We start from the raw sequence: 24850 nt of genomic DNA on the forward strand, positions 1-24850 counted from the left end.
TCCGCCCCGGGTTTAGGCCAGCAGCTCCCGCAGGCCGGCCGCGCCGGTGTAGAGGACTCCGGTCATGCCGGCCGCCTCGGCGCCCGCCACGTTGTCGGGCCGGTCGTCGACGAAGACGGCCTCGGCCGGGTCGGCGCCGAGCGCGCGGGCGACCTCGTCGTAGATTTCCCGGCCGGGTTTGACCAGGCCCATCCTGGCGCTGTAGAAGCGGTGCGGGATGGCGGCGATCCAGGGCAGCCGGTCGATGCCGTCGGCGGTCTCGGCGGGCGCGTTCGACAGCAGCGCCACGCCGCGCCCGGCGGCCAGCAGCTCGCCGAGCAGCGCGACCGCGCCGGCGTCGGGGTGGGACCAGCTCGCCACGTCCATCGCGACGAGCCGCGCCGACTCCTCGCCGGGCACGTCGCGGCCGAGCACCGCCGACCAGTAGGCGGGGGCGGTCAGCACGCCCCGGTCGAAGTCGAGGCGGTGCTTCCAGTAGCCGAGGCGGAAGGCCGCCGGATCGGCTCCGGCGGCGGCCGCCATCGCGTCGACCTCGGCCTCGGGCTGGGCCAGGGACAGGACGTTGCCGTAGTCAAAGATGATCCACTTCATACGAGAAATGGTCGCAGATGCGGATGGATCGCCGGGCAGCCCAGGTATTTCTCGGCCGTGTGGAAGTCGATCCAGTCGAGGTTGACCAGCTCCTCGACGTCGATGCCGGTGAAGCTGCCGGCGAGGTCGGGCGGGATGGCGGCGATGTCGTCCTTGTCGGCGATGTTCACCCAGCGGGCCACGCCCTCGGGGCGGCTGCCCCGGCCGTTGATGGGCGCGGGCAGCAGCCGCTCGAAGACGACGTGGCGCATGCCGAGCGGGCTGCCGAGCGTGATGAGCAGATCGGTCCGCAGGTCGGGGTTGGCCCAGAAGGTCTCGTAGGCGACGACGCTGCCGAGCGAGTGGGCGATCACCACGTCCGGCCGGTTCTTCCGGATCGTCTGGGCCACGACGCGCTGGGTCTCGCGCCGCTTGGCGGCGTCGGTCAGGTAGGTGGCCACCTCGGGCGCGAACAGCTCGGCGAACGCGGCCGAGCGGCCGTCGAGCTTGTCGAGCAGCCAGCCGGTGAACGACTTCAGCGCGCCGGTCAGGTGCTCGCCGAGCCCCAGGTTGCGGGCCCACCCGGCGAGGACCCGCTCCCGGGCCTCGGCCACCGCCGCGGCCTCGCGCGGGCTGCCGGGCGGCCCCTCGTGCAGCAGGTGGGAGAAGTAGGCGACCTCGCTGAAGTAGCGGCGCTCCGGCCCGCCACCGCACGCGGCGTGCAGGTAGCGGTCCCATTTGGCGCGCATCGCCTCGGCCGCGCCCGCCGCGGAATGCCCCGCGTCGACGTAGTAGTTGTACTTGCCGATGCCGTGCACACCGACGATGCCCGCCACAGCCGCTCCCCTCGCCCCGTTGCTCTCGCGCGACTCTGGCATACGCCGTCCGCGCCGGGCCAGTCAACCGGTGACGGGAAATGCGCTTGCCGCCCGCGGGGGGCGGGCGGATACGGTGGTGTTCCGTAGCGAGACGAAACAAGACGGAACGAGGAAGGAGGAAGCGCTCATGCCGGGCCCACTGGTCGTCAACGACGCGGTCGTCATCCCCGACGCCGAGCTCGTCTGGCGCTTCTCGCGTTCCTCGGGCCCGGGCGGCCAGGGCGTCAACACCACCGACAGCCGGGTGGAGCTGACCTTCGACGTGGCCGCGTCCACCGCGTTCTCCGAGCCGCTGCGCGCCCGCGCGCTGGACCGCCTCGGCGCGCCGACGATCACGATCGCCGCCTCCGAGCACCGTTCCCAGCTGCGCAACCGTGAGGCCGCCGAGCAGCGGCTCGCCCAGCGCATCCGGGAGGCCATCGCGCCGCCGCCCAAGCGCCGCCGCCCGACGAAGCCCAGCCGGGGTTCGGTCGAGCGCCGCATCGCGGCCAAGAAGCACCGCTCCGACGTCAAGCGCCTGCGCCGCGACATCTGACGAGCCAGGGTCGATACGGCTAGCCCGGCGTGAGGACCGGCTCCCTGAGCCGCACGGTGAGCTGGACGGCCGGGCAGAGCTGGGCCACCACCTCGCGCACCTGGGCGCGCAGGTCGCGGGCCCACAGCCGCCCGTCGTCGTCGAAGTGCGGGCAGACCGGCGAGATGACCAGCTCGGCGCCCATGACCACGGCCCCGGCGGCCATCAGCTCCTTGTAAAGCTCGGCCTGGGCCCACATCGCGCCGCACGCGCGGGCGCTGGCGCACATGACGGCCACGTGCTTGCCCGCGAGCGCCCCGCTCTCCGACAGCCAGGCCAGCGCGTACTCCAGCTCGGCGGGCAGCAGGCTGTGCTCGGGCGCGGTGATGACGACCGCGTCGGCCTCCTCGACGAGCGCGAGCAGCTCGCGCACGGCGCGCGGGGCGGGCCCGCCGGTGCAGGGGGGCGTCTCCCCCAGCCCCGGCCAGGCCTCGAAGCGGGCGCCGGGCGGCAGCTCGCCGCGCACCGCTTCCAGCAGCCTGTTGATGTACGAACCCGCGTGGAGGCTGGCGGCGATCCCGATGACTTTCACCCACTACTCCCCAGGCGGTCTTGGTGTAGGGCCGGTAGTCGGAAACCTGCCCGATGCCGTGGTTGTCCAAGACCATCCCCAGGTCAAGAGGATGCCCGGGTTGTCGCTTCCGGGATCAGAGGGTGTCGCGCGGCCGCCGGAAGATCAGCACGAGCACGCGGAGCACGAGGATGGCGCAGATCACCAGCAGGTTGTAGCCGATCAGCTCGAACAGTCCCAGGTCGAGCTGGGCGCTGACGACGGGCCCGCCCTCGGTGCCGATCAGCAGCACCGCCATCAGCCCGGCGGTGGCGCCGAGCACGGTGAGCAGCACCTGGTGCAGCAGCCCGGTGACGAAGCGGCGGTCGCGCTCGTCGGCGAGCAGGCGCACGTTGAGCCCGAGGCGGCCGTGCTCGGCGGCGCTGGCGATGCGCTCGACGCGGCGCGGCAGGCGGCGCAGCATGGGCAGCAGGGCGGCGATCTCCTGGGTGGCGGCTTCCTTGAGCGTGCCGCCGTCGAGCTTCTCGGCCAGGTAGCGGCCGGCGAACGCGCGGGCCTCGCCGATGAGGTTGAAGCCGGGCGAGAGCCGTACGAGCGTGCCCTCCAGGGTGGCCAGCGCGCGGAAGACGGCGGCGACCTCGGGCGGGATGGACAGCCCGTACGCGGAGACGATCTTGAACAGGTCGGTGAACATCTGGGCGCTGTCGAGGCCGGGCGCCAGGTGCTTGGCCATGAACTGGCCGAGCGCCCGCTCCAGGGCGGCCTCGTCGATGTCCTCGGGACGCGGGACGACCTCCAGCAGGGCGTCGGTGACGCCGAGCGGGTCCTGGCGGTTGAGGGCGAGCAGGAAGCGCTGCAGCGCCGAGCGGATGGAGCCGTCGAGGCGGCCGACGCTGCCGAAGTCGAGCAGGCCGAGCGTGCCGTCGTCGAGCAGCATGAGGTTGCCGGGGTGCGGGTCGGCGTGGAAGACGCCCTCGACGAGGATCTGGCGGAGCAGGCAGTCGAGCAGGTCGCGGGCGAGGGCGGGGGCCTGTTCGGGGGTGGCGGTGGTGACCGGCCTGCCGTGGAGGCGCTGCATGACCAGGACGCGTTCGGTGCACATGGCGGCGACGGGGGCCGGGTAGGTGACGCCGCCGCCGTTGGAGGCGGCGACGGCCGCCATGTTGGCCGCCTCGACGCGGAAGTCGAGCTCCTCGCGGATGGCGGCGGCGAACCCCTCGGCCAGGTCGCGCATGCCGAGCGAGCGGCCCCAGCGGGTGCGTGACTCCAGGGTGGCGGCCAGCCGCCGGACGATGTCGAGGTCGCGGGCCACGGTCCGGCCGATGCCGGGCCGCTGCACCTTGACCACGACGCTCTCGCCGCTGTGCAGGCGGGCGGTGTGGGCCTGGCCGATGGAGGCGGCGGCGAGCGGGGTGCGGTCGAAGGCGGCGAACACGGTGTCGACCGGCCCGCCGAGCTCGGCGGCCAGCACCGGCTCGATCTGCTCCCAGGGGGCGGGCGCGACCTGGTCCTGAAGGCGGCCGAGCTCGTCGGTGAACTCGGCCGGCAGCAGGTCGCGCCGGGTGGACAGCACCTGCCCGAGCTTGACGAACGTGACGCCGCCGTCCTCCAGGGCGGCGCGCAGCGAGCGCGCCAGCCGGACCTTGCCGGTGCGGTCGTCGAGGCGGTCGCCCCGGCCGCGCAGGTAGGGGCCGAGGCCGTGGCGCACGGCGATCCTGGTGATCTGCGAGTAGCGGCGGCCCCGGGAGATCCGGCCGCGCAGCGACCGGAAGAACTCCAGCGGCCCGGGGATGGACCCGGGCGGGATCAGCGCCTCGGCCAGCACCAGGATGACCATCGGGATGAGCACGACGCACATCACGACGAGGAACAGCACCCACAGGGCGCCGATCCCCGGGTCCTCGGCCGCCGTCGGGCCGCCGCCGGGCGGCCGCTCGCCGAACGACGAGAGGATCGGCGACAGCAGCGGCTGGGCGAGCGTGAAGGCCGCCAGGCCGGCCAGGAAGGTGCGGATCGCGCCGAACCTGACGTCCAGCAGCCGCTGCGCCACCACCGCCAGCGCGATGATCATCAGCAGCGCGAAGAACGAGAAGAACAGGCTCAGGGGGAGATCCATAGGGACAGATCCTCCCATGCCGGGTCAGCCCCGGGCGCGGGCCTTGCGCTCCTCGCGGCGGGCGACGAACCGGGCGGCCGTGGTCTCGGCCTTGGCCAGGAACGCGGCCAGCTCCTCGCGGGCCTGCTCGCCCTCGGGGCCGAGCCCGCCCTTGTCGAACACGCTCCACTGGCGCAGCACCGGCATGAGCACGTCGTCGAGGTGCAGGCGCAGGTCGTAGATGCCCTCGTGGGCGATCGTCATGGCCATCCGGGTGAAGCCGGCGATGTTGGAGCCGGGCATCTGGAAGGTGGTGACGACGTCGGTGACGGCCCGCATGGTCTGGTCCGGGTCCAGCTCGAAGGCGGCCTTGAGCAGGTTGCGGTAGAAGAGCATGTGCAGGTTCTCGTCGGCGGCGATGCGGGCCAGCAGCCGCTCGCAGCCCTCCTCGCCGGAGGCCCTGCCGGTGTTGCGGTGCGCGATGCGGGTGGCCAGCTCCTGGAAGGAGACGTAGGCGAGCTGCTGCAGCATCGTGCCGTACTCGGTGACGAAGCCGCTCTGCATGTGCGCCATGCGGGCCCGCTCCAGCGCGACGGGGTCGACCGCGCGGGTGACGGTCAGGTAGTCGCGGATCGCGGTGCCGTGGCGGTCCTCCTCGGCGGTCCAGCGGTGCACCCAGGTGCCCCACGCGCCGTCACGCCCGAACGTGCTGGCGATCTCGTGGTGGTAGCTGGGCAGGTTGTCCTCGGTGAGGAGGTTGACGATGAGCGAAACGCGGGCGGGTTCGGGCAGTTTGGAGTCGCCCTCCTGCCAGGGCTGGCCGCCGTAGGGGCCGTCGAAGTCGCGCCCCTCGCTCCACGGGATGTACTCGTGCGGGAACCACTCCTTGGCCACTTTCTCGTGGCGGTCGAGCTCGCCGGCCACCACCGGCTCCAGCTCGTGCAGCAGCTGCGTCTGGGTCATCGCCATGCAAGGATCCTCTCCCTCAAGGTTACGGCACCGTAGGTTAGATTACCGGAAGGACATACAGGTCAAATAAGGTGGGGCGTATGCGGCCGAGCGTGCGAGGTGTCCTGCTCGACGACGACGAGCGCCTGGTGATCTTCCGGCGTACGGTGCCGGGCCGGGAGGTCTACTGGTCGGTGCCGGGCGGCCACGTGGAGCCCGGAGACGCGACCCTGGAGCACACCCTCCACCGCGAGCTGCTGGAGGAGCTCGGCGCCACCGTCTCCTCCGTCACGCCGCTGACGACGGTCAGCTATCCGTGGCAGGGCGGGGTCAAGACCCAGCACGTGTACGGGTGCCGCCTGCTGTCGATGGACCCGGCGCTGCGGCACGGGCCGGAGTTCGAGGACCCGGCGCGCGGGGTGTACGAGGTGGAGCGGGTGCCGCTGCGGGAGGCGGAGATCACCTCCCGCCACCTCATCCCCGAGGCGGTGGCCGACTATCTGTCGGCGCACATCACGGCGCTGCCCCGGCTCATCGCCGGCCCCCGCTGACGCCCGCTCAGCTCCCGGCGGGCTCGATCAGGTCGACCAGGTCGGCCACGGAGTCGACGATCAGCGACGGCCGGTAGGGGAAGCGGTCGACCTCGTGGCGCTGGGTGACGCCGGTGAGGACGAGGATGGTGAACAGGCCCGCCTCCATGCCGCAGACGATGTCGGTGTCCATCCGGTCGCCGATCATGGCGGTGGTCTCGCTGTGGCCGCCGATCTCGTTGAGCGCGCTGCGCATCATGCGCGGGTTGGGCTTGCCGACGAAGTACGGCTCGACGCCGGTGGCGCGGGTGATCATGGCGGCGACGGCGCCGCACGCGGGCAGCGAGCCCTCGGTGGAGGGGCCGATCGGGTCGGGGTTGGTGGCGATGAAGCGCGCGCCGGCCTCGATGAGGCGGACGGCCCGGGTGATCTGGGTGAAGCTGTAGGTGCGGGTCTCGCCGAGCACCACGTAGTCGGGGTCGAGGTCGGTGAGCACGTAGCCGGCGGCGTGCAGCGCGGTGGTCAGCCCGGCCTCGCCGATCACGTACGCGGAGCCGCCGGGCCGCTGGTCGTCCAGGAACTGGGCGGTGGCCAGCGCCGAGGTGTAGATCGAGTCGGCGGGCACGTCGAGCCCGGCCCCGGCCAGCCGGACCGAAAGGTCGCGCTGGGTGTAGATGGAGTTGTTGGTCAGCACCCGGAAGCGTTTGCCCGACTCGCCGAGCCGCTTGATGAAGTCGTCGGCGCCGGGCACCGGCCGCCCCTCGTGGACCAGGACGCCGTCCATGTCGGACAGCCAGAAGTCGATCCGCTTACGCTCGGTCACGCGGCCATCGTACCGAGCGCGGCTCATCGACTTTCCCCCCGGTACGTGAACAATGTTCTTCATGTCGTTCACTGAATCCGCGCAGGACATGCGGGACGAGCTCGTCCGCCTCCGTCACTCGCTGCACACCACGCCGGAGCTGGGGCTCATGCTGCCGCGCACCCAGGAGAAGGTGCTGGCGGCGCTCGACGGGCTGCCGCTGGAGATCACCCTCGGCACCCGGCTCAGCTCGGTCACGGCGGTGCTGCGGGGCGGGCGGCCGGGCCCGGCCGTCCTGCTGCGCGGCGACATGGACGCGCTGCCGGTCGCCGAGCGCAACGACCTGCCCTACCGCTCGCAGATCGCCGGCCAGATGCACGCGTGCGGCCACGACCTGCACACCGCGATGCTCGCCGGGGCGGCGCACCTGCTGAGCGCCCGCCGGGAGGAGCTCGCCGGGGACGTGATCTTCATGTTCCAGCCGGGCGAGGAGGGGCACGAGGGCGCCAAGCACATGATCGAGGAGGGCGTGCTCGACGCGGCGGGCGAGCGGCCGGTGGCGGCGTACGGGATGCATGTCGTCTCCTCGATGCTGCCGCTGGGGCTGTTCGCGTCGCGGCCGGGGCCGATCATGGCGGCGGCGGACGTGTTCCAGGTGACGGTCAAGGGGCGCGGCGGGCACGGCTCCAGCCCGCACCGGGCGCTGGACCCGATCCAGGCGGGCTGCGAGATGGTGGCGGCGATCCAGTCGATGGTGACGCGCACGTTCGACGTGTTCGACCCGGTGGTGGTGACGGTGGGCAGCTTCCACGGCGGCTCGGCCGACAACGTGATCCCGGACGAGGCGGTCTTCCAGGCGACGGTGCGCACGTTCAGCCCGGGCAACCGGACGCTGGTGAAGCGGCGGCTGGTGGAGGTCGTCGAGGGCGTGGCGGCGGCGCACGCGCTGGGCGTGGAGACCTCCTTCGGCATGGGCTACCCGGTGACGGTGAACGACCCGGTGGAGGCCGGGTTCGCCGGGCGCACGGCCGACGGGCTGTTTGGGCCCGGCCGCTTCTTCGTCCCGCCGCAGCCGGTGATGGGGTCGGAGGACTTCTCGTACGTGCTGGAGGCGGTGCCGGGGGCGTTCGTGTTCCTGGGGGCGTGCCCGCCGGGGCTGGACCCGGCGACGGCGGCCTACAACCACTCGCCGGAGGCGCTGTTCGACGACGCGGTGCTGCCCGACGGGGCGGCGCTGTACGCGTCGCTGGCCCACGAGCGGCTGGCCCTGGCCGCCGCGGACCCGGCCGTCGCGGCCGATGCGGGCCTGGGCGGTTGACCGGCCCGGGCCGATGAGGTCCCGGCCGCTCGCGCTGGTCGAGCGGCCGGTTCCGGTGGCCGGGCCGGGCGAGGTGCTGGTGCGCGTGGAGGCGTGCGGGGTGTGCCGCACCGACCTGCACCTGGCCGAGGGCGACCTGCGGCCGAGGCGGCCGCTGACGACGCCGGGCCACCAGGCGGTCGGCCGGGTGGTGCGGCCGGGAGGCGGCGACGGCGGGCGGGTCGGGGTGGCGTGGCTGCGCTCGACGTGCGGGCGCTGCCGCCAGTGCGCGCGCGGCCTGGAGAACCTGTGCCCGGAGTCCGCCTACACGGGGTGGGACGCCGACGGCGGGTTCGCCGAGTACCTGACCGCTCCGGCCGCGTACGTGTACCCGCTGCCGGAGGACGCGCCCGCCGAGACGCTGGCGCCGCTGCTGTGCGCCGGCATCGTCGGCTACCGGGCGCTGCTGCGCTGCGACCTGCCCGAGGGCGGCAGGCTGGGCGTGTACGGGTTCGGCGCGTCGGCGCATCTGACCGCCCAGGCCGCGATCGCGCGCGGGGCGGCGGTGCACGTGGTGACCCGCTCGCCGGCGGCCCGCGCGCTGGCGCTGGAGCTGGGCGCGGCCTCGGCCGGCGACCGGCCGCCCGAGCCGCTGGACTCGGCCATCCTGTTCGCGCCCAGCGGCGACCTGGTGCCGGTCGCGCTGGAGGCGCTGGACCGGGGCGGCACGCTGGCCGTCGCCGGCATCCACCTGACGGACGTTCCGCCGCTGGACTACGAGCGGCACCTGTTCCAGGAGCGCACGCTGCGCAGCGTCACGGCCAACACCCGCGCGGACGGGCGGGCGTATCTGGCGCTGGCGGCCGAGCGCCCGCCGGTCGTGAAAACCGTCCCGTACGCCTTCGAGGAGGCCGACCGGGCGCTCGCCGATCTGGCAACCGGGCAGGTCAGCGGTGCTGCCGTACTCCGCATAGGCTGATGGCCCCCGGGTGGAGACGAGCGCCATCCGAGCGGGTGATGAAGGAAAGTTACATTAGCCTCACAACATCTGGAGATTATTGACGCGCCCCCGGCGCGATCGTAGGGTCCGGACAACCCCTACAGATCCTCAACAGGTTCGACACCCCCGGAGCGGCAGATGAAGCGACTAGCAGCGGTAGTGGCGTTGCTGGGTCTTGCCACCGCCACAGCGTGCAGCGGCGGCGAAGGCACCACCAACACGTCAGGTTCGTCCGGCGGCGGTGGCGGCCTGTTCACCACGATCGACGTGAACCGGCCCGGCCTGGAGCCGTCGGCCCCGCCCAACCCGTACGCCCCCAAGGGCAACTCGTTCTCCGCCTTCAACTCGATGAAGCTCGGCTGGGTCAAGAACCACCTGACGGACCCGAACGTGGCACTGCCGGGCCTGGCCGCGAGCTGGGAGATCGCCCCGGACAACTCCTCCATCACGCTGAAGCTCCAGCCCAACGCCAAGTGGTCCGACGGCAAGCCGGTCACCGCGCAGGACGTGCAGCTTTCCATCGGCATCGCCTACACCGTCGGCAGCACGGCCTTCGCCGTGACGCCCGGCGCGGCGGGCGCGGCCGGTGAGGTCACCGTGGTCGACGACAAGACGGTGAAGATCACCCAGAACATGGACAACCCCAGTCCGAAGTTCGCGCGCGGCGTGCTCGACACCACGGTCGTGCCCGCGCACGTGTGGAGCAGCGTCCTGCCCGCCGACTTCTGGGACAAGATCAAGACCGCCCGCGGCGAGGGCGCCGACGCCGAGAAGGCCCGCGAGGAGATCACCGGCCTGGGCGAGAAGGTGCTCGCGTTCGCGCCGCAGAAGGACGTCTCGGCCGGCCCGTTCGTGCTGGAGCGGGTCAACCCCGGCGAGGCGCTGCTGGTCAAGAACAAGAACTTCTTCAACGCCGCCAACGTCGCGCCCGACCAGGTGAAGTTCCTCAACTACACCGGCAACGAGCAGATCTGGAACTACCTGACCGCCGGCAAGCTCGACCACTCCGGCTTCGTCGCCGCCCCCACCGACGTGATGAACCGCATCAAGGCGGCGCCGGGCAGCGAGGTCATCAAGGGCTACTCGCCGGTCGCCGTCGGCCTGGCGTTCAACCAGAGCAAGAAGCCGTACGACAACGTGCACGTGCGCCGCGGCCTGGCCCACCTGATCAACCGCGAGGAGGTCACGAAGGTCGCCTCGCCCGAGGGCGGCACCGCGGCCACCACGACCAGCGGCATCCACCAGAAGGCCGCCCAGGCCTGGATCCCCGAGACCGTCCCGCAGCTCGAGCCCTACGCTCCCGACGTGGCCAAGGCCGAGGAGGAGTTCAAGAAGGCCGGCCTGCAGAAGAAGGACGGCAAGTGGGCGCTGGCCGACGGCACGCCGTGGAAGGTCTCCATGCACGCGCCGTCCGGCTTCTCCGACTGGCTGTCGGCGCAGGAGAACATCAAGAGCCAGCTCATCAAGGGCGGCGTCGACGCCGAGGTCGTCACGACCACCGACTACCCGCTCTACCTGGAGGAGCTGGCCGCCGGCAAGTACGACGCGGGCTTCTGGCTGATGGCGCTCGGCCCCGCGCCGTACGACATCTTCCAGCGCCTCTACGGCACCTCCAACGGCTGGACGAACGTCCAGGGCAAGGTGTCGCACTCCGCGCCCGGCAAGAACGGCAACTGGATGGGCGGCCCCGAGGAGATCGAGGTCGACGGCGAGAAGATCAACCCCGGTGAGCTGACCGGCGAGCTCAACTCGGCCACCGCCGAGGAGGCCAAGCCGATCATGGCCAAGCTGGCCAAGGCCGCCAACCAGGACCTGCCCGTCATCCAGCTCTGGGACTACGTCAACACCCAGTTCGTCAACAACAGCCGCTTCACCGGCTGGCCGCACGATGACGAGATCCTCCGCCTGGGCACCGGTGTGCTCGCCTCCGGTGTGTGGATCCAGGCTGGCATGATCAAGTCGAAGAAGTAATCCATGACGGTCATCGCACGCCGACTCGCGGGCCACCTGGCCCGCGGGTTCGTCATGATCCTCGTCGTCGCCACGATCAGCTTCTTCATCATCAACAACATCCCCGGCGACCCCCTGGCGGCCCGCTTCGAGAAGCTCGTCGAGCAGGGCATGTCGCCGGAGGCGGCGGCGCAGGCGGTCAAGGTGCTGTACGGGTTCCAGCCCGACGGCACGATGTGGCAGCAGTACGTCGACTACATGAGCGGGCTGCTCCGCCTCGACCTCGGCGAGTCCGTCACCAGGCCGGGCACCCCGGTGCTGGACGTCCTCGGCGAGAAGGCCAAGTGGACCGTTCTACCGGTGCTGGCCGGGACGCTGCTGAGCTTCCTCGTCGGCATCATCCTCGGCGTCTACGCGGCCATCAAGCGCACCGGCAAGCTCGGTGACGCGCTGGCCATCTCCGGCTCGCTGCTGCACGGCATCCCGCAGTACGTGCTCGCCATGCTGCTCGTGGTCATCTTCTCCACGCTGATCCCGCTGTTCCCCGCCGACGGGCCCGTGGACATCCTGTTCGAGCCGGGCTTCAACGCCGGCTACATCGGCTCGCTCGTCGAGCACGCGGTGCTGCCGGTCGTCACCTACGCGCTGTCGGCCTACGGCGGCTGGATCCTGGCGATGAAGTCCAGCGTGGTCACCGTGCTCGGCGACGACTTCATCCTGGCCAGCGAGCTGCGCGGGATGAAGCGCTCGATCGTCTTCCGCTACATCGCGCGCAACGCGATCCTGCCGCTGTTCACGATCCTGGCGCTCTCGCTCGGCCTGCTCATGGGCGGCGCGGTCTTCATCGAGAAGATCTTCAACTATCCGGGGCTCGGGCTGCTGCTCATCGACAGCGTCAACGAGCGCGACTACGCCACGATGGGCGGCGCGTTCCTGCTGATCACGGTCGCGGTCATCGTCGCCAACATCGTGGCCGACCTGTTCTACACGGTCATCGACCCGCGGGTGCGCGGCGGAGAGGAGGCGGCATGAGCGCGACGCTCATCCCGGAGTCGGCGTCGGCCGCCGGGACCATGCGCCGCAACTTCTGGCGTGGCGTGTGGCGGGTCATGAAGCGCAAGCCGAGCCGGATGGCCGGGGTGGTCATCGTCGTCGGCTTCGCCTTCATGGGCGTGTTCGGGCCGATGTTCTACCCCGACCACCTGCCGGGCGACATCAACCAGATCACCAAGCCGCCGAGCTGGGAGCACTGGTTCGGCACCGACCCGCAGGGCCGCGACGTGCTCGCGCTGGTCATCACCGGCTCGCGGTACGTGCTGCTGTGCGCGGCGGTGACCGCGGTCATCACGGTCGTCGCCGGCACCGCGATCGGGCTGTTCTCCGGCTTCAAGCGGGGCCGCTGGGACACCGTGCTCATGCGGATCACCGACATGAAGCTCACCATCCCCGGCCTGCCGCTGCTGCTGGTGCTGGCGACCGTGTGGAAGTTCGGCAGCCCGATGCAGATGGGCCTGGTGCTCGGCCTGCTCGGCTGGGGCGGCGTGGCCCGGGCGGTGCGCGCGCAGACGCTGTCGCTGCGCGAGCGCGGCTTCATCGAGGCGGCGCGCGGACTGGGCCTGTCCACGACGCACATCGTGAGCAAGGAGCTGCTGCCCAGCATGGCCCCGTACATCGCGATGAACATGCTCATCTCGGTGACCGGAGCCGTCTACGCCCAGGTGGGCCTGTTCTTCCTCGGCGTCCTGCCGTACGAGTCGGACAACTGGGGCGTGATGCTCAACCTGGCCGTGTTCCAGGCGGGCGCCATGATCCAGCCGAACGCGCTCGGCTACCTGCTGGCGCCGCTGCTGGCGATCCTGCTGCTCACTCTCGGCATCGTGCTCGTGGTCGACGCCATGGACGAGATCTTCAACCCCCGGCTGCGTGAGGAGTAGCAGTGGCGGAACAAGCGCCGGGAGTGCGCATCGGCGGCCTCACGGTCGTCTACAAGACGCCGGCGGGCGAGCTGCCCGCCGTGCGGGACGTCAGCCTGACCCTGGAGCCCGGCTCGATCACCGGCATCGTCGGCGAGTCCGGGTCGGGCAAGTCGACGCTGGCCCTGTCCCTGCTGAACGCGGTGCAGCCGCCCGGCCGGATCTCCGCCGGCTCGGTGGAGATCGACGGGCTCGGCGACGTGGCCGCCCTCAAGGGCGAGGAGCTGCGCAAGGCCAGGGGCCGCCACATCGGCTACGTCTTCCAGGCGGCGCAGAACTCCCTCAACCCGCTCAAGACGGTCGGCAAGCAGTTGCTCGACCTGGGCCGCTCGCACGGCGTGGAGGACCTGCGCGGCCTGGTGCGCGACGCCAAGGAGCTGCTGGGCCGGATGGGCCTGGACGGCGCCCGGGTGCTCGACTCGCACCAGCACGAGCTGTCGGGCGGCATGCGCCAGCGCGTCGGCATCATGCTGGCGCTGGTGCTCAACGCCCACCTGGTGGTGCTGGACGAGCCGACGACCGCGCTCGACATGATCACGCAGGCCAACATCCTCAAGATCGTCCGTGAGGTGCACGCCGAGCGCGGCCTGACCACGCTGGTGATCACGCACGACATCGGCGTGGTGGCCGAGGTCGCCGACCGGCTCGCCGTCATGTACGGCGGGCGGCTGGTCGAGCAGGGCCCCACCCGCGAGGTGCTGGGCAGGCCGAGCCACCCCTACACCAAGGGCCTGATCAACGCCATCCCCCGGCTGGTCGGCGACATCGACGAGGCGCGGGCGCTGCCCGGCCGCCCGCCGACGCTGGCCACCGTGCCCAAGCAGGGCTGCGTGTTCCGGGAGCGGTGCGCGCTGCGGATGGACGTCTGTGACACCGTCGACCCCGAGGCCGTCGCGCACGGCCCGAGGATCGTCGCCTGCCATGCGGTGACCGTGAAGGAGCACGCGTGATTACCGGGACCGGCATCGTCAAGACCTTCAAGCAGCGCGGCAACGTGCTCGCCGGGCGGGAGGTGCGGGCGCTGCGCGGCGTCGACTTCGCCATCCCCAAGGGAGGCGCCGCCTCGTTCATCGGCGAGTCCGGCTGCGGCAAGACCACGCTGGGCCGGATCATCGCCGGGCTGGAGTCCTACGACGAGGGCGAGGTGGTCATCGACGGCACGGCGATGTCCGGCCTGAAGCCCAAGCAGCGCCAGCCGCACTTCCGCAAGATCCAGATGATCCACCAGGACCCGTACTCGGCGCTGAACCCCACCCGCACCGTCCACCAGACGCTGTTCGCGCCGCTGAGCCTGCGCGCCAAGCAGACCGGCCGGTCGAAGGGGTGGATCGAGGAGCGGGCCGCCGAGGTGCTGTCGCTGGTCGGCCTCGACCCGGGCAGCGTGCTGGCCCGCTACCCGCACCAGCTGTCGGGCGGCATGCGCCAGCGGGTCGTCATCGCCCGCGCGCTGACGGTCGACCCGGAGATGCTCGTCGCCGACGAGGCCGTCTCCATGATCGACGTCTCGCTCCGGCTGGGCATCCTGGCGCTGCTGAAGGACCTGCGCGAGCGGCTCGGGGTGAGCGTCCTGTTCATCACCCACGACGTGGCCACCGCGCGGTACATCGGCGACGACGGCGAGCTGTACGTGATCTACCGGGGCCAGGTCGTCGAGCGCGGCGCCGTGGACACCGTGATCGCCGATCCCGTCCACCCGTACACGCAGTCGCTGCTGTCGGCGATCCCGGTGCTGCACGGCCTGGAGCGGCCGGGCGAGCAGCCGGTCGTCCCGCTGTCGTCGCTGGACGCGACCGGCGACGACACCGGCTGCCTGTTCGCGAGCCGGTGCCCGTTCCGCGGCGAGCGCTGCGGCGAGCGCCCGCTGCTGCAGGTCAGCGAGGGCTTCCCGCAGGAGCACGCCTGCTTCTACCCCGAGCGCCGCAGCGTCATCGCCCGCCCGCTGAGCGAGGTGTGACCGTGCCCTCCTCCCCTGACACGTCCCGGCCGCTGCCGGACGTGCGCGTGGTGGCGGACCCCGGCGACGCGGAGCTCGCCGCGGCCGGGGAGGTGGCGCGCGCGGCCCTGACGCTCGACGCCGGGGAGGCGCCCGCCCTGGTCCGCCGGCTGGCGGCCCCGCCCGCGGGCCGCCGCTGGACCGCGCTGCTGACCGACGGCGGCGTCGCGCTGGCCTCCGTGTCGGGCAGGGACCCGGGCGTCGGCCACATCGACCTGCTGGCCGTGCACCCGGACCGCCAGGGCGAGGGGCGCGGCCGGGCGCTGGCACGCGCGGCGGAGGACTGGCTGCGCGGGCAGGGCGCCCGGCGCGCCGTCTTCGCCGGCAACCCGCCCTGCTACGCCTGGCCCGGCATCGACGTGCGCTACACCGCCGCCGCCTGCCTGGCCGAGAGCCTCGGCTACGAGCAGTCCCGCGTCGCCTGGAACATGACCGCCGACCTGTCGGCCGACCTGTCCACCGGCGACGACGTGCGCCGCCTGGCCGGGCAGGGCGTGAGCGTGCACGCCACGGGCGCCGGCCGCGAGCGGGTCGTGGCCTTCGCCCGCGAGCACTGGAACGAGAACTGGGCCTGGGAGGTGGCCAACGCCGCCGGCGTGCACCACGCCGAGCGTGACGGCCGCGTGCTCGGGTTCGCCGCCTGGGGCGCCCGCCCGGCGTGGTTCGGCCCCATGGGCACCGCGCCGGAGGCGCGCGGCCTGGGCGTGGGCGGGGTGCTGCTGCGCCGCTGCCTGGCCGACCAGCGCGCCGCCGGTCAGCGGACCGCCCAGATCGGCTGGGTCGGTCCGCTGCGGTTCTACTCGCGTGCCGTCGGCGCCCGGGCCGAGAGGGTCTTCTGGCTGTACGGGCGCGAACTGGCGTGAGGTCACCCGTAGAGCAGTGGCCCGCCGGGGGGTGCGGGGTCGGGGCAGAGCTCACGCGGGTCCCGTCCCTCCTCAAGGCACCTGGTCAGCGAGTCGGAGCCCCACAGGTGGTCCATGAACAGCTCGGGCCCCCACCAGACCAGGTCGTCCGGGTAGAGCGTGCGGGCCACGTGCAGCATCGACAGCCCCGTGAGCACCGGCCGGAACGCCTCCCGGTCGTGCACGTGGAGCTGGACGCCGCGCACGGCGGTGCCCGCGTGCTTGTGGAAGGTCGGCGTGAACCAGGTGTCCCTGAACCGCACGCCGGGCAGGTCCAGCGCCGCCAGCGCGGGCTGGAAGCGCTCGTCCACGTACGGCGCGCCGACCAGCTCGAAGGGCCGGGTGGTGCCGCGCCCCTCGGAGAACCCGGTGCCCTCGAACAGCCCGGTGCCGGGGTAGACGAGGGCGGTGTCGGGGGTGGGCATGTTGACCGACGGCATCACCCAGGGCAGGCCCGTGTCGGCGTGGGACATCTCCCGCCGCCAGCCCTCCATCGTGACGACCCGCAGGTCCAGGTCAAAGCCGAACAGCGTGGCCAGCTCCCCGGCGGTCCTGCCGTGCCGCACCGGCAGCGGGAAGCGGCCGACGAAGCTGGCGAAGGCCGGGTCGAGCAGCGGGCCCTCGGTGACGGTGCCGCCGAGCGGGTTCGGCCGGTCGAGGACGACGAACCGCAGGCCCAGCCGGCTGGCCGAGGCCATCAGGTCGTACATCGTCCAGACGTAGGTGTAGAAGCGGGCTCCGACGTCGGCGATGTCGAACACGAGCGTGTCCACGCCGGAGCGGGCGACGATCTCGTCCAGCGCCTCGCCGGACGCCTTGTGCGTGTCGAACAGCGGCAGGCCGGTCCGCAGGTCGACGGGGTCCTGCTCGCTCCCGTCCGCCTGGGCGGTGCCCCTGATGCCGTGCTCGGGGCCGAACAGCGCCGTCAGCGGCGTGCCGGCGGCCAGCAGGGCGTCGGCGGTGGGGGTCAGGTCGGGCAGAACCCCGGTGGGGTTGGTGATCAGGCCGAGGCGTGCTCCGGCCGCCAGCGAAGGATCCGCGGCCAGCCGTTCAGCTCCGGTGCGTACGTATGACATGAACCCATTGTCTGAAAGATATTTACAAGAGAGAAGTAAAGGGTGGAAATTAGCGTCATGATTGATCCGCTACCCGAGCTGTCCACCGAGCAGAGCGACCCCCGTTACAGCCAGATCGACCGGCTGCCGACGGCGCAGCTCGCCAGGCTGATGAACCAGGCCGACGCGGCCGTGCCCGCCGCCGTCGCGGTGGCCATCCCGGCCATCTCCGACGCCATCGACGCGATCTCCGCGCGGATGGCCAAGGGCGGCAGGCTCCTGTACGTGGGCGCGGGCACGTCCGGCAGGCTCGCCGTGCTCGACGCCTCCGAGTGCCCGCCGACCTTCGGCACCGACCCCGAGCTCGTGGTGGGGATCATCGCCGGAGGCCCCGACGCCCTGACCCGCTCCATCGAGGGCGCCGAGGACGACACCGCGGCGGGCGCCGCCGCGCTCGCCGAGCTGGAAGTGGGCGAGCTCGACTCCGTGGTGGGCGTGTCGGCCAGCGGGCGTGCCCCGTTCGTGCTCGGCGCGCTGGCCGAGGCCGCCCGCCGGGGCGCGCTCACCGCCGCCCTGTCGTGCAACGACGGCGCGCCGCTGTCGGCCGCCGCCGAGCACGCCATCGAGGTCGTCGTCGGCCCCGAGGTGGTGACCGGCTCGACCCGGCTCAAGGCGGGCACCGCGCAGAAGCTGGTGCTCAACATGATCTCGACCATCTCGATGGTGCGCCTCGGACGCACGTACGGGAACAAGATGATCGAGATGTCGGCCATGAACAGCAAGCTCGCCGGCCGGGCGGTGCGCATGGTGAGCGACATCACCGGCGCCGACCACGACGCGGCGGGCAAGGCGCTGGACGCGGCGGGCGGGCACGCGAAGATCGCCGTCGTCATGCTCAAGCACGGGCTGGACGCCGACGGCGCCCGCGCGCTGCTGGAGTCGCACGGCGAACGCCTCAGCGACGCGCTGAGCTGACCGAAGCACCACACGGGCCGTCACATACGGGCCGTCACGTACGGGTCATCACATACGGGCCATCGCATACGGGGAGGTATGAGGAGATGTCCGACCGGCTGGAGGCGATCCTCGCGGAGGGGGTGCCGGGCGTGTGCCCGGCCGCGGTCGCGCTCATCGCCGTGGACGGCGCGGTCGTGGCGTCCGCCGCCGCCGGGGAGCTCGTCCGCTACAGCGACGCGGACTTCACGCTCGCCGGCGACAGGCCGCCGGCCCGCCGTGACTCGATCTTCGACCTGGCGTCGATCAGCAAGCTGTTCACCACGGCGGCCATCCTGTCGCTGGCCGAGGACGGCCTGCTGGACCTCGACGAACCGGTGGCGACCTGGCTGCCGGGCCGCGACGCGCGGATCACCCTGCGCCGGCTGCTGACCCACACGGCGGGCCTGCAGCCGATCCGCCGCATCGACCTGGAGCTGCCCGACGCCAGCCCCGGCGCCCGCATGGCGGCCATGATCGACACACCCGTCACCGCGCCGGTGGGCGGCCCGTACCTGTACACGGACGTGGGCATGATCATGGCGGGCCGGGTCGCCGAGGTGGCCGGCGGCGCCCCGCTCGACGCGCTGGTCGCCGCCCGCGTCACCGGCGTCCTGGGCCTGACCGACACCGGCTACCGGCCCGCCGAGCTCCACCGCGTCGCCGCCACCGAGTGGAAGCCGGAACGCCCGGGTCCCGGCTGCGTGCGCGGCGAGGTGCACGACGAGACCTCCTACGCGCTCGGCGGCGTCGCGGGCCACGCCGGCGTCTTCGGCACGGCCGACGACGTCCTGGCGCTCGGCGAGTCGCTCCGCCTCGGCGGCGCCGCCCCCGGCGGGCGGCCGCTGCTGCGGCGGGAGAGCGTGGCCGAGATGCTGCGCGACCAGGGCGCGGAAGGGGCGCCGTTCCGGCACGGCCTGGGCGTGCGCATCGGCGACCCGGGCATCGTCGGGCCGCTGGCGGGCGCGTTCGGCCACTCGGGGTTCACCGGCACCTCGCTGGTCGTCTCGCCGCCGCACGGGCTGACGGTGGTGCTGCTCACCAACGCCGTCCACCCGGTGCGCGGCCGGGACGGCCTGCGCGCCCTGCGCCACGCCGTGGCCGCCGAAGCCCTCCGCCTCGCCGGCTGACCCGGCCCGCCGCCCGGCCCCGCTGTCCGGCCCCGCTGCCCGGCCCGCCCGTCACGGGCCGGACGTAGCCTGGGACGGACGGTGAAAGGAGGGGCGCCCATGCCCGTACAGCTCAACCACACCATCGTGGAGGCCCGCGACCGCGACGCCACCGCCCGCTTCCTGGTGGACGTCCTCGGACTGGAGCCCGCCGGCGAGTTCGGCCCGTTCCGCGTCGTCGAGCTCGCCAACGGCGTCTCCCTCGACGTCATCCAGGCGGACGGCGACGTGCATCCGCAGCACTACGCCTTCCTCGTGAGCGAGGCGGAGTTCGACGAGATCTGGGCCCGGATCAAGGACCGCGGCCTCACCTACTGGGCCGACCCGTACCACCGGCACGCGGGCCGCATCAACACCAACGACGGCGGCCGCGGCCTCTACTGGCTCGACCCGAACGGCCACAACCTGGAGATCATCACCGTCCCCTACGGAGGCTGACCCCCGCGCCTACCGGTGCGGGGCGAGCGCCTCCAGGGCCTCCTCGGCGCGCCGCATCGCCTCGCCGGCGTCCAGCTCGACGTGGGCGGTGTCGAAGTTGAGGTCGTGGAAGACGTCCGTGACGCCCTCGGCCTCCAGGGCGGCGACGTCGGCGCGGATCTGCTCGAAGGTGCCGGTGAGGAGCCGCCGGCCGGGCCCGGCCCCGGCGCGGACCCGGGTGACGCCCCGGCAGACGAAGCGCAGCGCGGCCGGGTCGCGGCCGGCCCGCTCGGCGGCCTCCTTGACGACGGCCACGCGCGACCCGATCTCCGACAGGTTCTCGCGGCTGGAGCTGACCCAGCCGTCGGCGAGCCGCCCGGCCCGCCGCAGCGCCACATCGGCGGTGCCGCCGAGCAGCAGCGGCGGGACGGGCGACGGCTTGGGGTCGACGTGCGAGGGCGGGACGCGGTAGAACTCGCCCTGGTGCGCCACCACGTCGTCGGTCCACGCCTTGCGCAGCACCTCGACGAACTCCTCCCCGCGCCGCCCGCGGCCCTCGAAGCCGACGCCCGCGGACTCGAACTCCTCCGGCACCCAGCCGAGCCCGAGCCCCGCGGTGAGCCGCCCGCCCGAGACGGCCTGGAGGGTGGCGAGCTGCTTGGCCAGCGCCACGGGCTGCAGGAAGGCGTTGACGACGGCGACGCCGAGCCGGACGGTCCGGGTGATCCCGGCCAGGTAGGCGAGGGCCACGAGCGGGTCGTGGACGCTGCGGTAGGTGGCGCCCATCGGGTGCCCGACCGGGTAGAGCACCCGCTGGAACGTCCACAGCTCGTGGTAGCCGAGCTCCTCGGCCCTGACGGCGACGCGGCGCATGTTCGCGGGCGTGGCCCAAGCTCCGGACTGCGGCACGGCGAAACCGGTTCTCATGGACGACCTCCGAGACGGGCGGACAGGAATCAGAACCCCTGCCGAGCAGCGTAGAGGGCCGGGCCCGGCGGGCTTGCAGGGCGGGGAGGCGGACAGGCCCGGCGGCCGGACGGGCCGGGGGAGGCGTGGGCGGAAGGTCCTAGGCTGTACGGATGGGTCTTGAGGCTGAGCTGGCGGTTGTCGCGGGCGCGTACGGGGGGACGGGCGAGCCCGTGCTGCACCCGACGCGGACCGACGTGGTGGTGTTACGCCGCGGTGAGGTCGTGGTGAAGGCGCACTCCGCGCGGGACGACGTGGAGGCGCTGCGGCCCCGGCTGCGCGCGACGGCATCGGCGGCGCTGACCGGGGTGATGCTGGCGCCGCTGGAGCCGGAGGTGCTGACGGTGGCGAGCCGCGCGGTGTCGGTGTGGCCGGCGGGCCGGCCGATCGGCCAGGACGAGACGGAGTCGGCCCCGTGGGAGGAGGGGGCCAGGCTGCTGGCCCGGCTGCACGCCGTACCCCTCACGGTGGTGCCGGCGCTGCCGCCGGCCGGAGGTCCCGCGCGGGCGGCGCGTGCGGTGCGGCGGATGACCGGCGACGGGCCGGTGGAGAGCCTGGTGCGGCGGGCGTTCGCGGAGCTGCCGGAGCCGGAGCCGGGGCCCGGCCTGCTGACGCACGGCGACTGGCATCTGGGCCAGCTCGTGCGCCGCGACCGGTGGCTGCTCATCGACGTGGACGACCTGGGGGTCGGCGACCCGGCGTGGGACCTGGCCAGACCGGCCGCCTGGTATGCCGCGGGGTTACTGGATCCTGTCGTCTGGGATCGGTTCCTGGGCGCGTACCTCGGCTCGGGCGGACCGGCGCTGGGCGGCGGCGAGGACCCGTGGCGGCGCCTGGACCTGCCCGCCCGCGCGGTCACCGTCCAGCTGGCCGCCGTGGCGGTCGTCAACGCCGCCAGGGACGGCCGGGAACTCGATGAGGTCGAGCATTCGTTGGTCGAGTCGTGCAACAGAATCGTCACAGCGCGAGGGCGTTGCGCGCGGTAGGTTTTGCTCAGAACCACGAGGCCAAGGAGAGCGACTAGATGCAGTGCCCGAAGTGCCGCGGCAACATGCGGACATATGAGCGCAACGGCGTCCACATCGAGCAGTGCGACAACTGCCGTGGGATCTTCCTGGACTACGGCGAGCTCGAGACTCTGACGCAGATGGAGTCGGCCTACCACGCCGCTCCCCCGCCTCCCGCGCCCGGCGGCCCCGCGTGGGGCGCCCCTCCGCGTGGCGGCCACCCGGGCGGCCACTACGGTCACCACCGCCAGCGCAGCTGGGTGGGGATGCTGTTCTCCAGCTGACCGGCCTCCAGCTTACCGGCGCGACCTCGCCGGCACAGGGCCGCGCGCTCCGGCGCGCGGCCCTCGCGTGTTCCGGCCGCGTGCGGCCGGTTCTAGCCGGGGAAGTCGTCGGGGTCGACCTGGCTCGTCCTGGCGTTGCCGCCGGAGATGGAGTGCAGCGTGATGCGCCAGTCGTGCCAGAGGATCTGCGTCGAGGTGTAGGTGGTCTTGAACTTCACCGACTTCTGGAAGCGCGAGAAGCTGCAGTCGCGGGTGAAGGCCCGGCTCTTGCCGTCCCAGTCGACGCCGTGCGTGAAGTAGATCCGGTACGTGCCGTCGCGCATGCCGGGGATCTTGAACTTGGACTTCTTGCGCACGTAGACGCTGATGACCTTGGACTTGCCGCGCATCACGTTGACGACGGCGTCGCGCCGGGTGCCGTTGTGGATCTGCAGCGAGCTGCGCCCGCCGAGGCCGCTCTTGCGCAGGTAGTGGCCGTTGCCGAGCCGCCTGGTCTTCTTCCCGGCGGCCTTGACCGACACCACGTCCGCCGGGTAGCCGCCGGCCTCCTGCAGGGTCTCGCCGGCCTCGTCGAGGGCGCCGAGCGCGCCGCGGACGTCGGTGAGCACGGCCGAGGAGGTGCACAGGTCCGAGCCGACCTTCCCGGTCGCGCTGCCGAGCCCGGCGGCCAGGTCGCGCATGCTGGTCACGTACGCGTCGTGCTGGGCGCGGACCTCGGCGGGCGGCTGGAGGGCGGCGAGCTCCTCGGCGGCGCCGAGCATCTGCTCCTCCGCCTTGCCCACCCGCTGGCGCAGGCTCTTGAGGCCGCGCGCGGAGGCCACGGACTTGATCGCGTCGCTCAGCGCGTCGTGCCGGGTGCCGAGCTCGCCCTTGTAGGCGTCGGCGGTGAGCGCGGCGAGGCTGGGGCTGGGCGAGCCGGCGCCGCCGGGGCCGCCCGCGGTGCCGCTCAGCCGCGGCGAGCCGCCGCTCAGGGAGGGCGCGGAGGTGCACGCGCCGAGCGTGAGGGTCGCCAGCGCGAGAACGCACGTGATCATCCGGGGGGCAGCCACCTGCCACACTATCGCCCGCTTCCTCCCGGGACGTCAATTGCGTTATCGACTGGAACGGGGCAACCGGCCTAGAGTCTGCCTCACATCCCCCACAGGAGGTCCAGGCAATGTCCAGCATCCCCGCCCTGCTGCTCGACCGGATCGCGGCCACCCCCGACGCCGAGGCGTACCGTTACCCCTCGGGTGACGGCTGGACGTCGATGACCTGGCGACAGACCGGTGACCGGGTGCGGGAGCTGGCGCTCGGCCTGACGAAGCTGGGCGCGGGGCCGGGCGCCCGGGTCTCGATCCTCTGCTCGACCCGGGTGGAGTGGATCCTGTGCGACCTGGCGGTGCTGTCGACGGGCGCGGCGACGACGACGATCTACCCGTCCAACACGGCGGCGGAGTCGGCGTTCGTCATCACCGACTCCGGCAGCACGATCGTCATCGCGGAGAACGACGAGCAGGTGGCCAAGCTCCGGTCGGTGCGCAAGGAGCTGCCGGACGTCACCCACGTGGTGGTGATCGACGGCGAGGCCGGCGACGACGGCTGGGTGGTCACGCTCGACTCCGTCCGCGCCGCCGGCGGCGAGAGTGACGGCGACAGTGACTACGCCGCGATGGTGGCGGCGATCGGCGCCGACGACGTGGCCACGCTCATCTACACCTCCGGCACCACCGGCCGGCCCAAGGGCGTGGTGCTCACCCACGACAACTGGCTGTACGCGGCGGGCGCGGTCCGCGAGATCGACCTGCTGTCGGGCGCGGACCTGCACTTCCTGTGGCTGCCGCTGTCGCACTCGTTCGGCAAGCTGCTGGAGGTCGTGATGCTCGGCGAGGGCGTGCCGACCGCGATCGACGGCCGCCTCGACCGGATCGCCGACAACCTGGGCGCGCTGCGGCCGACGTTCATGGCGGCGGCCCCGCGCATCTTCGAGAAGATCCACAACACGGTCGCCGCGACCCAGCAGCGCGAGGGCGGCGTCAAGCTCAAGATCTTCAACTGGGCCAAGGCGACGGGCGTCCGCGTGGTGCGGGCCCGCCAGCGCGGCGCGTCGATCCCGCTGACGACCCGGCTGGAGTACGCGCTGGCCGACCGGCTGGTGTTCGGCAAGCTGCGGGCCAGGTTCGGCGGCCGGATCCGCTTCTTCATCTCGGGGGCGGCACCGCTGTCGCAGGACATCGCCGAGTTCTTCGACGCGGCCGGGCTGACGATCCTGGAGGGCTACGGCCTGACCGAGTCGTCGGCGGGCAGCTTCCTCAACCGGCCCGACAGCGTCAAGTTCGGCACGGTGGGGCTGCCGCTGCCGGGCACCGAGGTGCGCATCGCCGACGACGGCGAGGTGCTGATCGGCGGGCGCGGCATCATGCGCGGCTACCACGGCCTGCCGGAGGAGACGGCCGAGGCGCTGGACGACGGCTGGCTGCGCACCGGCGACATCGGCGAGCTGGACGAGGCGGGCCGGCTGCGCATCACCGACCGCAAGAAGGAGCTGATCAAGACCTCCGGCGGCAAGTACGTCGCGCCGACCCACCTGGAGGGCCGGATCAAGGCGGCCTGCCCGTATCTGTCGCACGTGTTCGTGCACGGCGACCGGCGCAACTACTGCACGGCCCTGGTGACTCTGGACATGGACGTGACCAGGCCGTGGGCGGAGGCCGAGGGACTGCCGACGGACCCGGAGGAGCTGCGCGGGCACCCGCGGATGCTGGCCGAGGTGCAGAAGGGCATCGACCAGGTCAACGCCGACCAGGCCAGCTACGCCACGATCAAGAAGTTCGCGATCCTGGCGGAGGACTTCACGGTCGAGGGCGGCGAGCTGACCGCCAGCCTGAAGGTCAAGCGCAAGGCCGTCGAGGAGCGCCACGGAAGCACCCTCGACGCCTTCTACGCCGAGTAGCCCC

At 72.5% G+C, this 24850-nt stretch carries 25 protein-coding genes; 16 read left to right on the forward strand and 9 right to left on the reverse strand.

The genetic code is table 11. The annotated features are described in order from the left end of the window. Positions 1-12: 12 nt before the first annotated feature. Both ACWDXC_RS22510 and ACWDXC_RS22515 read right to left on the reverse strand, forming a co-directional pair. On the reverse strand, positions 13-591 hold the full coding sequence (locus ACWDXC_RS22510; RefSeq protein ID WP_219514018.1) for an HAD family hydrolase: 579 nt from the start codon (positions 589-591) through the stop codon (positions 13-15). Beyond that, positions 588-1406 carry a hypothetical protein gene (locus ACWDXC_RS22515; protein ID WP_449984983.1) on the reverse strand — a complete coding sequence of 273 codons (819 nt, stop codon included), beginning with the start codon at positions 1404-1406 and terminating at the stop codon, positions 588-590. Before ACWDXC_RS22515 ends, ACWDXC_RS22510 begins: the two co-directional genes overlap by 4 nt. Positions 1407-1575: 169 nt before the next feature. Between ACWDXC_RS22515 and arfB the strand changes: the two genes are divergently transcribed. Next, on the forward strand, positions 1576-1983 hold the full coding sequence (gene arfB, locus ACWDXC_RS22520) for an alternative ribosome rescue aminoacyl-tRNA hydrolase ArfB (RefSeq protein ID WP_219514028.1): 408 nt from the start codon (positions 1576-1578) through the stop codon (positions 1981-1983). Between the two features lie 19 nt (positions 1984-2002). Here arfB and ACWDXC_RS22525 read toward each other — a convergent pair whose 3' ends face one another. The 3 genes from ACWDXC_RS22525 to ACWDXC_RS22535 all read right to left on the reverse strand — a co-directional run bounded on the left by ACWDXC_RS22525 (position 2003) and on the right by ACWDXC_RS22535 (position 5597). Further along, on the reverse strand, positions 2003-2554 hold the full coding sequence (locus ACWDXC_RS22525) for an NADPH-dependent FMN reductase (RefSeq protein ID WP_219514038.1): 552 nt from the start codon (positions 2552-2554) through the stop codon (positions 2003-2005). A gap of 115 nt (positions 2555-2669) precedes the next feature. Then, positions 2670-4649 carry an ABC1 kinase family protein gene (locus ACWDXC_RS22530; RefSeq protein WP_449984985.1) on the reverse strand — a complete coding sequence of 660 codons (1980 nt, stop codon included), beginning with the start codon at positions 4647-4649 and terminating at the stop codon, positions 2670-2672. A gap of 24 nt (positions 4650-4673) precedes the next feature. Then, on the reverse strand, positions 4674-5597 hold the full coding sequence (locus tag ACWDXC_RS22535; RefSeq protein WP_449984988.1) for an acyl-ACP desaturase: 924 nt from the start codon (positions 5595-5597) through the stop codon (positions 4674-4676). Between the two features lie 80 nt (positions 5598-5677). Here ACWDXC_RS22535 and ACWDXC_RS22540 point away from each other — a divergent pair, with 80 nt between their 5' ends. Continuing rightward, a complete protein-coding gene (locus tag ACWDXC_RS22540) occupies positions 5678-6127 on the forward strand; it encodes an NUDIX hydrolase (protein WP_357590550.1) in 450 nt (149 codons plus the stop codon). Positions 6128-6134: 7 nt separating this feature from the next. Here the strand turns inward: ACWDXC_RS22540 and ACWDXC_RS22545 are convergent, their stop codons facing one another. Further along, positions 6135-6890, reverse strand: coding sequence for an HAD-IIA family hydrolase (locus ACWDXC_RS22545; protein ID WP_246646480.1), 756 nt, complete (start codon positions 6888-6890; stop codon positions 6135-6137). 100 nt (positions 6891-6990) lie between these two features. Between ACWDXC_RS22545 and ACWDXC_RS22550 the strand changes: the two genes are divergently transcribed. From ACWDXC_RS22550 to ACWDXC_RS22585, 8 genes are all read left to right on the forward strand, one after another. Next, positions 6991-8226, forward strand: a complete 1236-nt coding sequence (locus ACWDXC_RS22550; protein WP_449984991.1) for a M20 metallopeptidase family protein — start codon at positions 6991-6993, stop codon at positions 8224-8226. Positions 8227-8239: 13 nt separating this feature from the next. After that, complete coding sequence (locus ACWDXC_RS22555) at positions 8240-9184, forward strand: zinc-binding alcohol dehydrogenase family protein (protein ID WP_449984994.1); 945 nt, start codon at positions 8240-8242, stop codon at positions 9182-9184. A gap of 159 nt (positions 9185-9343) precedes the next feature. After that, on the forward strand, positions 9344-11176 hold the full coding sequence (locus tag ACWDXC_RS22560) for an ABC transporter substrate-binding protein (protein ID WP_449984996.1): 1833 nt from the start codon (positions 9344-9346) through the stop codon (positions 11174-11176). A 3-nt stretch (positions 11177-11179) separates the two neighbouring features. Then, complete coding sequence (locus tag ACWDXC_RS22565; RefSeq protein ID WP_219514066.1) at positions 11180-12187, forward strand: ABC transporter permease; 1008 nt, start codon at positions 11180-11182, stop codon at positions 12185-12187. Continuing rightward, positions 12184-13089: an ABC transporter permease gene (locus tag ACWDXC_RS22570; RefSeq protein ID WP_219514068.1), complete on the forward strand. Its 906-nt coding sequence runs from the start codon at positions 12184-12186 to the stop codon at positions 13087-13089. Before ACWDXC_RS22565 ends, ACWDXC_RS22570 begins: the two co-directional genes overlap by 4 nt. A gap of 2 nt (positions 13090-13091) precedes the next feature. Further along, positions 13092-14078 carry an ABC transporter ATP-binding protein gene (locus tag ACWDXC_RS22575; protein ID WP_357590544.1) on the forward strand — a complete coding sequence of 329 codons (987 nt, stop codon included), beginning with the start codon at positions 13092-13094 and terminating at the stop codon, positions 14076-14078. Then, a complete protein-coding gene (locus ACWDXC_RS22580; protein ID WP_364182061.1) occupies positions 14075-15082 on the forward strand; it encodes an ABC transporter ATP-binding protein in 1008 nt (335 codons plus the stop codon). The genes ACWDXC_RS22575 and ACWDXC_RS22580 overlap by 4 nt, the downstream gene beginning before the upstream one ends. 2 nt (positions 15083-15084) lie before the next feature. Further along, entirely contained in the window at positions 15085-15984 is a 900-nt protein-coding gene (locus tag ACWDXC_RS22585) for a GNAT family N-acetyltransferase (protein WP_449985005.1), read from the forward strand. 2 nt (positions 15985-15986) lie between these two features. Here the strand turns inward: ACWDXC_RS22585 and ACWDXC_RS22590 are convergent, their stop codons facing one another. Further along, positions 15987-17099 (reverse strand): exo-beta-N-acetylmuramidase NamZ family protein, encoded by a 1113-nt coding sequence (locus tag ACWDXC_RS22590; protein ID WP_364182067.1) that lies wholly within the window; start codon positions 17097-17099, stop codon positions 15987-15989. 57 nt (positions 17100-17156) lie between these two features. On the opposite strand from ACWDXC_RS22590, the gene murQ reads away from it, so the two are divergent. The 3 genes from murQ to ACWDXC_RS22605 all read left to right on the forward strand — a co-directional run bounded on the left by murQ (position 17157) and on the right by ACWDXC_RS22605 (position 19678). Next, positions 17157-18053: an N-acetylmuramic acid 6-phosphate etherase gene (gene murQ / locus ACWDXC_RS22595; protein WP_357590540.1), complete on the forward strand. Its 897-nt coding sequence runs from the start codon at positions 17157-17159 to the stop codon at positions 18051-18053. 86 nt (positions 18054-18139) lie between these two features. Further along, positions 18140-19201 carry a serine hydrolase domain-containing protein gene (locus tag ACWDXC_RS22600; RefSeq protein ID WP_449985009.1) on the forward strand — a complete coding sequence of 354 codons (1062 nt, stop codon included), beginning with the start codon at positions 18140-18142 and terminating at the stop codon, positions 19199-19201. A gap of 99 nt (positions 19202-19300) precedes the next feature. Continuing rightward, positions 19301-19678: a VOC family protein gene (locus tag ACWDXC_RS22605; protein ID WP_449985012.1), complete on the forward strand. Its 378-nt coding sequence runs from the start codon at positions 19301-19303 to the stop codon at positions 19676-19678. 9 nt (positions 19679-19687) lie between these two features. Here the strand turns inward: ACWDXC_RS22605 and ACWDXC_RS22610 are convergent, their stop codons facing one another. Then, complete coding sequence (locus ACWDXC_RS22610; protein WP_449985015.1) at positions 19688-20584, reverse strand: TIGR03619 family F420-dependent LLM class oxidoreductase; 897 nt, start codon at positions 20582-20584, stop codon at positions 19688-19690. Between the two features lie 152 nt (positions 20585-20736). On the opposite strand from ACWDXC_RS22610, the gene ACWDXC_RS22615 reads away from it, so the two are divergent. Further along, positions 20737-21609 (forward strand): phosphotransferase family protein, encoded by an 873-nt coding sequence (locus ACWDXC_RS22615; RefSeq protein WP_449985018.1) that lies wholly within the window; start codon positions 20737-20739, stop codon positions 21607-21609. Positions 21610-21647: 38 nt separating this feature from the next. Further along, positions 21648-21914: a TFIIB-type zinc ribbon-containing protein gene (locus ACWDXC_RS22620; RefSeq protein ID WP_219514114.1), complete on the forward strand. Its 267-nt coding sequence runs from the start codon at positions 21648-21650 to the stop codon at positions 21912-21914. Between the two features lie 92 nt (positions 21915-22006). Here the strand turns inward: ACWDXC_RS22620 and ACWDXC_RS22625 are convergent, their stop codons facing one another. Next, positions 22007-22948, reverse strand: a complete 942-nt coding sequence (locus ACWDXC_RS22625; protein WP_449985021.1) for a hypothetical protein — start codon at positions 22946-22948, stop codon at positions 22007-22009. Positions 22949-23070: 122 nt separating this feature from the next. Between ACWDXC_RS22625 and ACWDXC_RS22630 the strand changes: the two genes are divergently transcribed. Then, positions 23071-24846 (forward strand): AMP-dependent synthetase/ligase, encoded by a 1776-nt coding sequence (locus ACWDXC_RS22630; protein WP_449985023.1) that lies wholly within the window; start codon positions 23071-23073, stop codon positions 24844-24846. Positions 24847-24850 lie beyond the last annotated feature (4 nt).

The organism is Nonomuraea sp. NPDC003214, assembly GCF_053590035.1.

Excerpts from the sequence above, each read along its gene's own strand:
- ACWDXC_RS22630 (WP_449985023.1), top strand. The coding sequence starts at position 23,071 with ATGTCCAGCATCCCCGCCCTGCTGCTCGACCGGATCGCGGCCACCCCC.
- ACWDXC_RS22590 (WP_364182067.1), bottom strand. The coding sequence starts at position 17,099 with ATGTCATACGTACGCACCGGAGCTGAACGGCTGGCCGCGGATCCTTCG.
- ACWDXC_RS22610 (WP_449985015.1), bottom strand. The coding sequence starts at position 20,584 with ATGAGAACCGGTTTCGCCGTGCCGCAGTCCGGAGCTTGGGCCACGCCC.
- ACWDXC_RS22560 (WP_449984996.1), top strand. The coding sequence starts at position 9,344 with ATGAAGCGACTAGCAGCGGTAGTGGCGTTGCTGGGTCTTGCCACCGCC.
- ACWDXC_RS22535 (WP_449984988.1), bottom strand. The coding sequence starts at position 5,597 with ATGGCGATGACCCAGACGCAGCTGCTGCACGAGCTGGAGCCGGTGGTG.
- ACWDXC_RS22540 (WP_357590550.1), top strand. The coding sequence starts at position 5,678 with ATGCGGCCGAGCGTGCGAGGTGTCCTGCTCGACGACGACGAGCGCCTG.
- ACWDXC_RS22510 (WP_219514018.1), bottom strand. The coding sequence starts at position 591 with ATGAAGTGGATCATCTTTGACTACGGCAACGTCCTGTCCCTGGCCCAG.
- murQ (WP_357590540.1), top strand. The coding sequence starts at position 17,157 with ATGATTGATCCGCTACCCGAGCTGTCCACCGAGCAGAGCGACCCCCGT.
- ACWDXC_RS22555 (WP_449984994.1), top strand. The coding sequence starts at position 8,240 with ATGAGGTCCCGGCCGCTCGCGCTGGTCGAGCGGCCGGTTCCGGTGGCC.
- ACWDXC_RS22570 (WP_219514068.1), top strand. The coding sequence starts at position 12,184 with ATGAGCGCGACGCTCATCCCGGAGTCGGCGTCGGCCGCCGGGACCATG.
- ACWDXC_RS22620 (WP_219514114.1), top strand. The coding sequence starts at position 21,648 with ATGCAGTGCCCGAAGTGCCGCGGCAACATGCGGACATATGAGCGCAAC.
- ACWDXC_RS22625 (WP_449985021.1), bottom strand. The coding sequence starts at position 22,948 with ATGATCACGTGCGTTCTCGCGCTGGCGACCCTCACGCTCGGCGCGTGC.
- arfB (WP_219514028.1), top strand. The coding sequence starts at position 1,576 with ATGCCGGGCCCACTGGTCGTCAACGACGCGGTCGTCATCCCCGACGCC.
- ACWDXC_RS22605 (WP_449985012.1), top strand. The coding sequence starts at position 19,301 with ATGCCCGTACAGCTCAACCACACCATCGTGGAGGCCCGCGACCGCGAC.
- ACWDXC_RS22600 (WP_449985009.1), top strand. The coding sequence starts at position 18,140 with ATGTCCGACCGGCTGGAGGCGATCCTCGCGGAGGGGGTGCCGGGCGTG.
- ACWDXC_RS22545 (WP_246646480.1), bottom strand. The coding sequence starts at position 6,890 with ATGGACGGCGTCCTGGTCCACGAGGGGCGGCCGGTGCCCGGCGCCGAC.
- ACWDXC_RS22550 (WP_449984991.1), top strand. The coding sequence starts at position 6,991 with ATGTCGTTCACTGAATCCGCGCAGGACATGCGGGACGAGCTCGTCCGC.
- ACWDXC_RS22615 (WP_449985018.1), top strand. The coding sequence starts at position 20,737 with ATGGGTCTTGAGGCTGAGCTGGCGGTTGTCGCGGGCGCGTACGGGGGG.
- ACWDXC_RS22565 (WP_219514066.1), top strand. The coding sequence starts at position 11,180 with ATGACGGTCATCGCACGCCGACTCGCGGGCCACCTGGCCCGCGGGTTC.
- ACWDXC_RS22530 (WP_449984985.1), bottom strand. The coding sequence starts at position 4,649 with ATGGATCTCCCCCTGAGCCTGTTCTTCTCGTTCTTCGCGCTGCTGATG.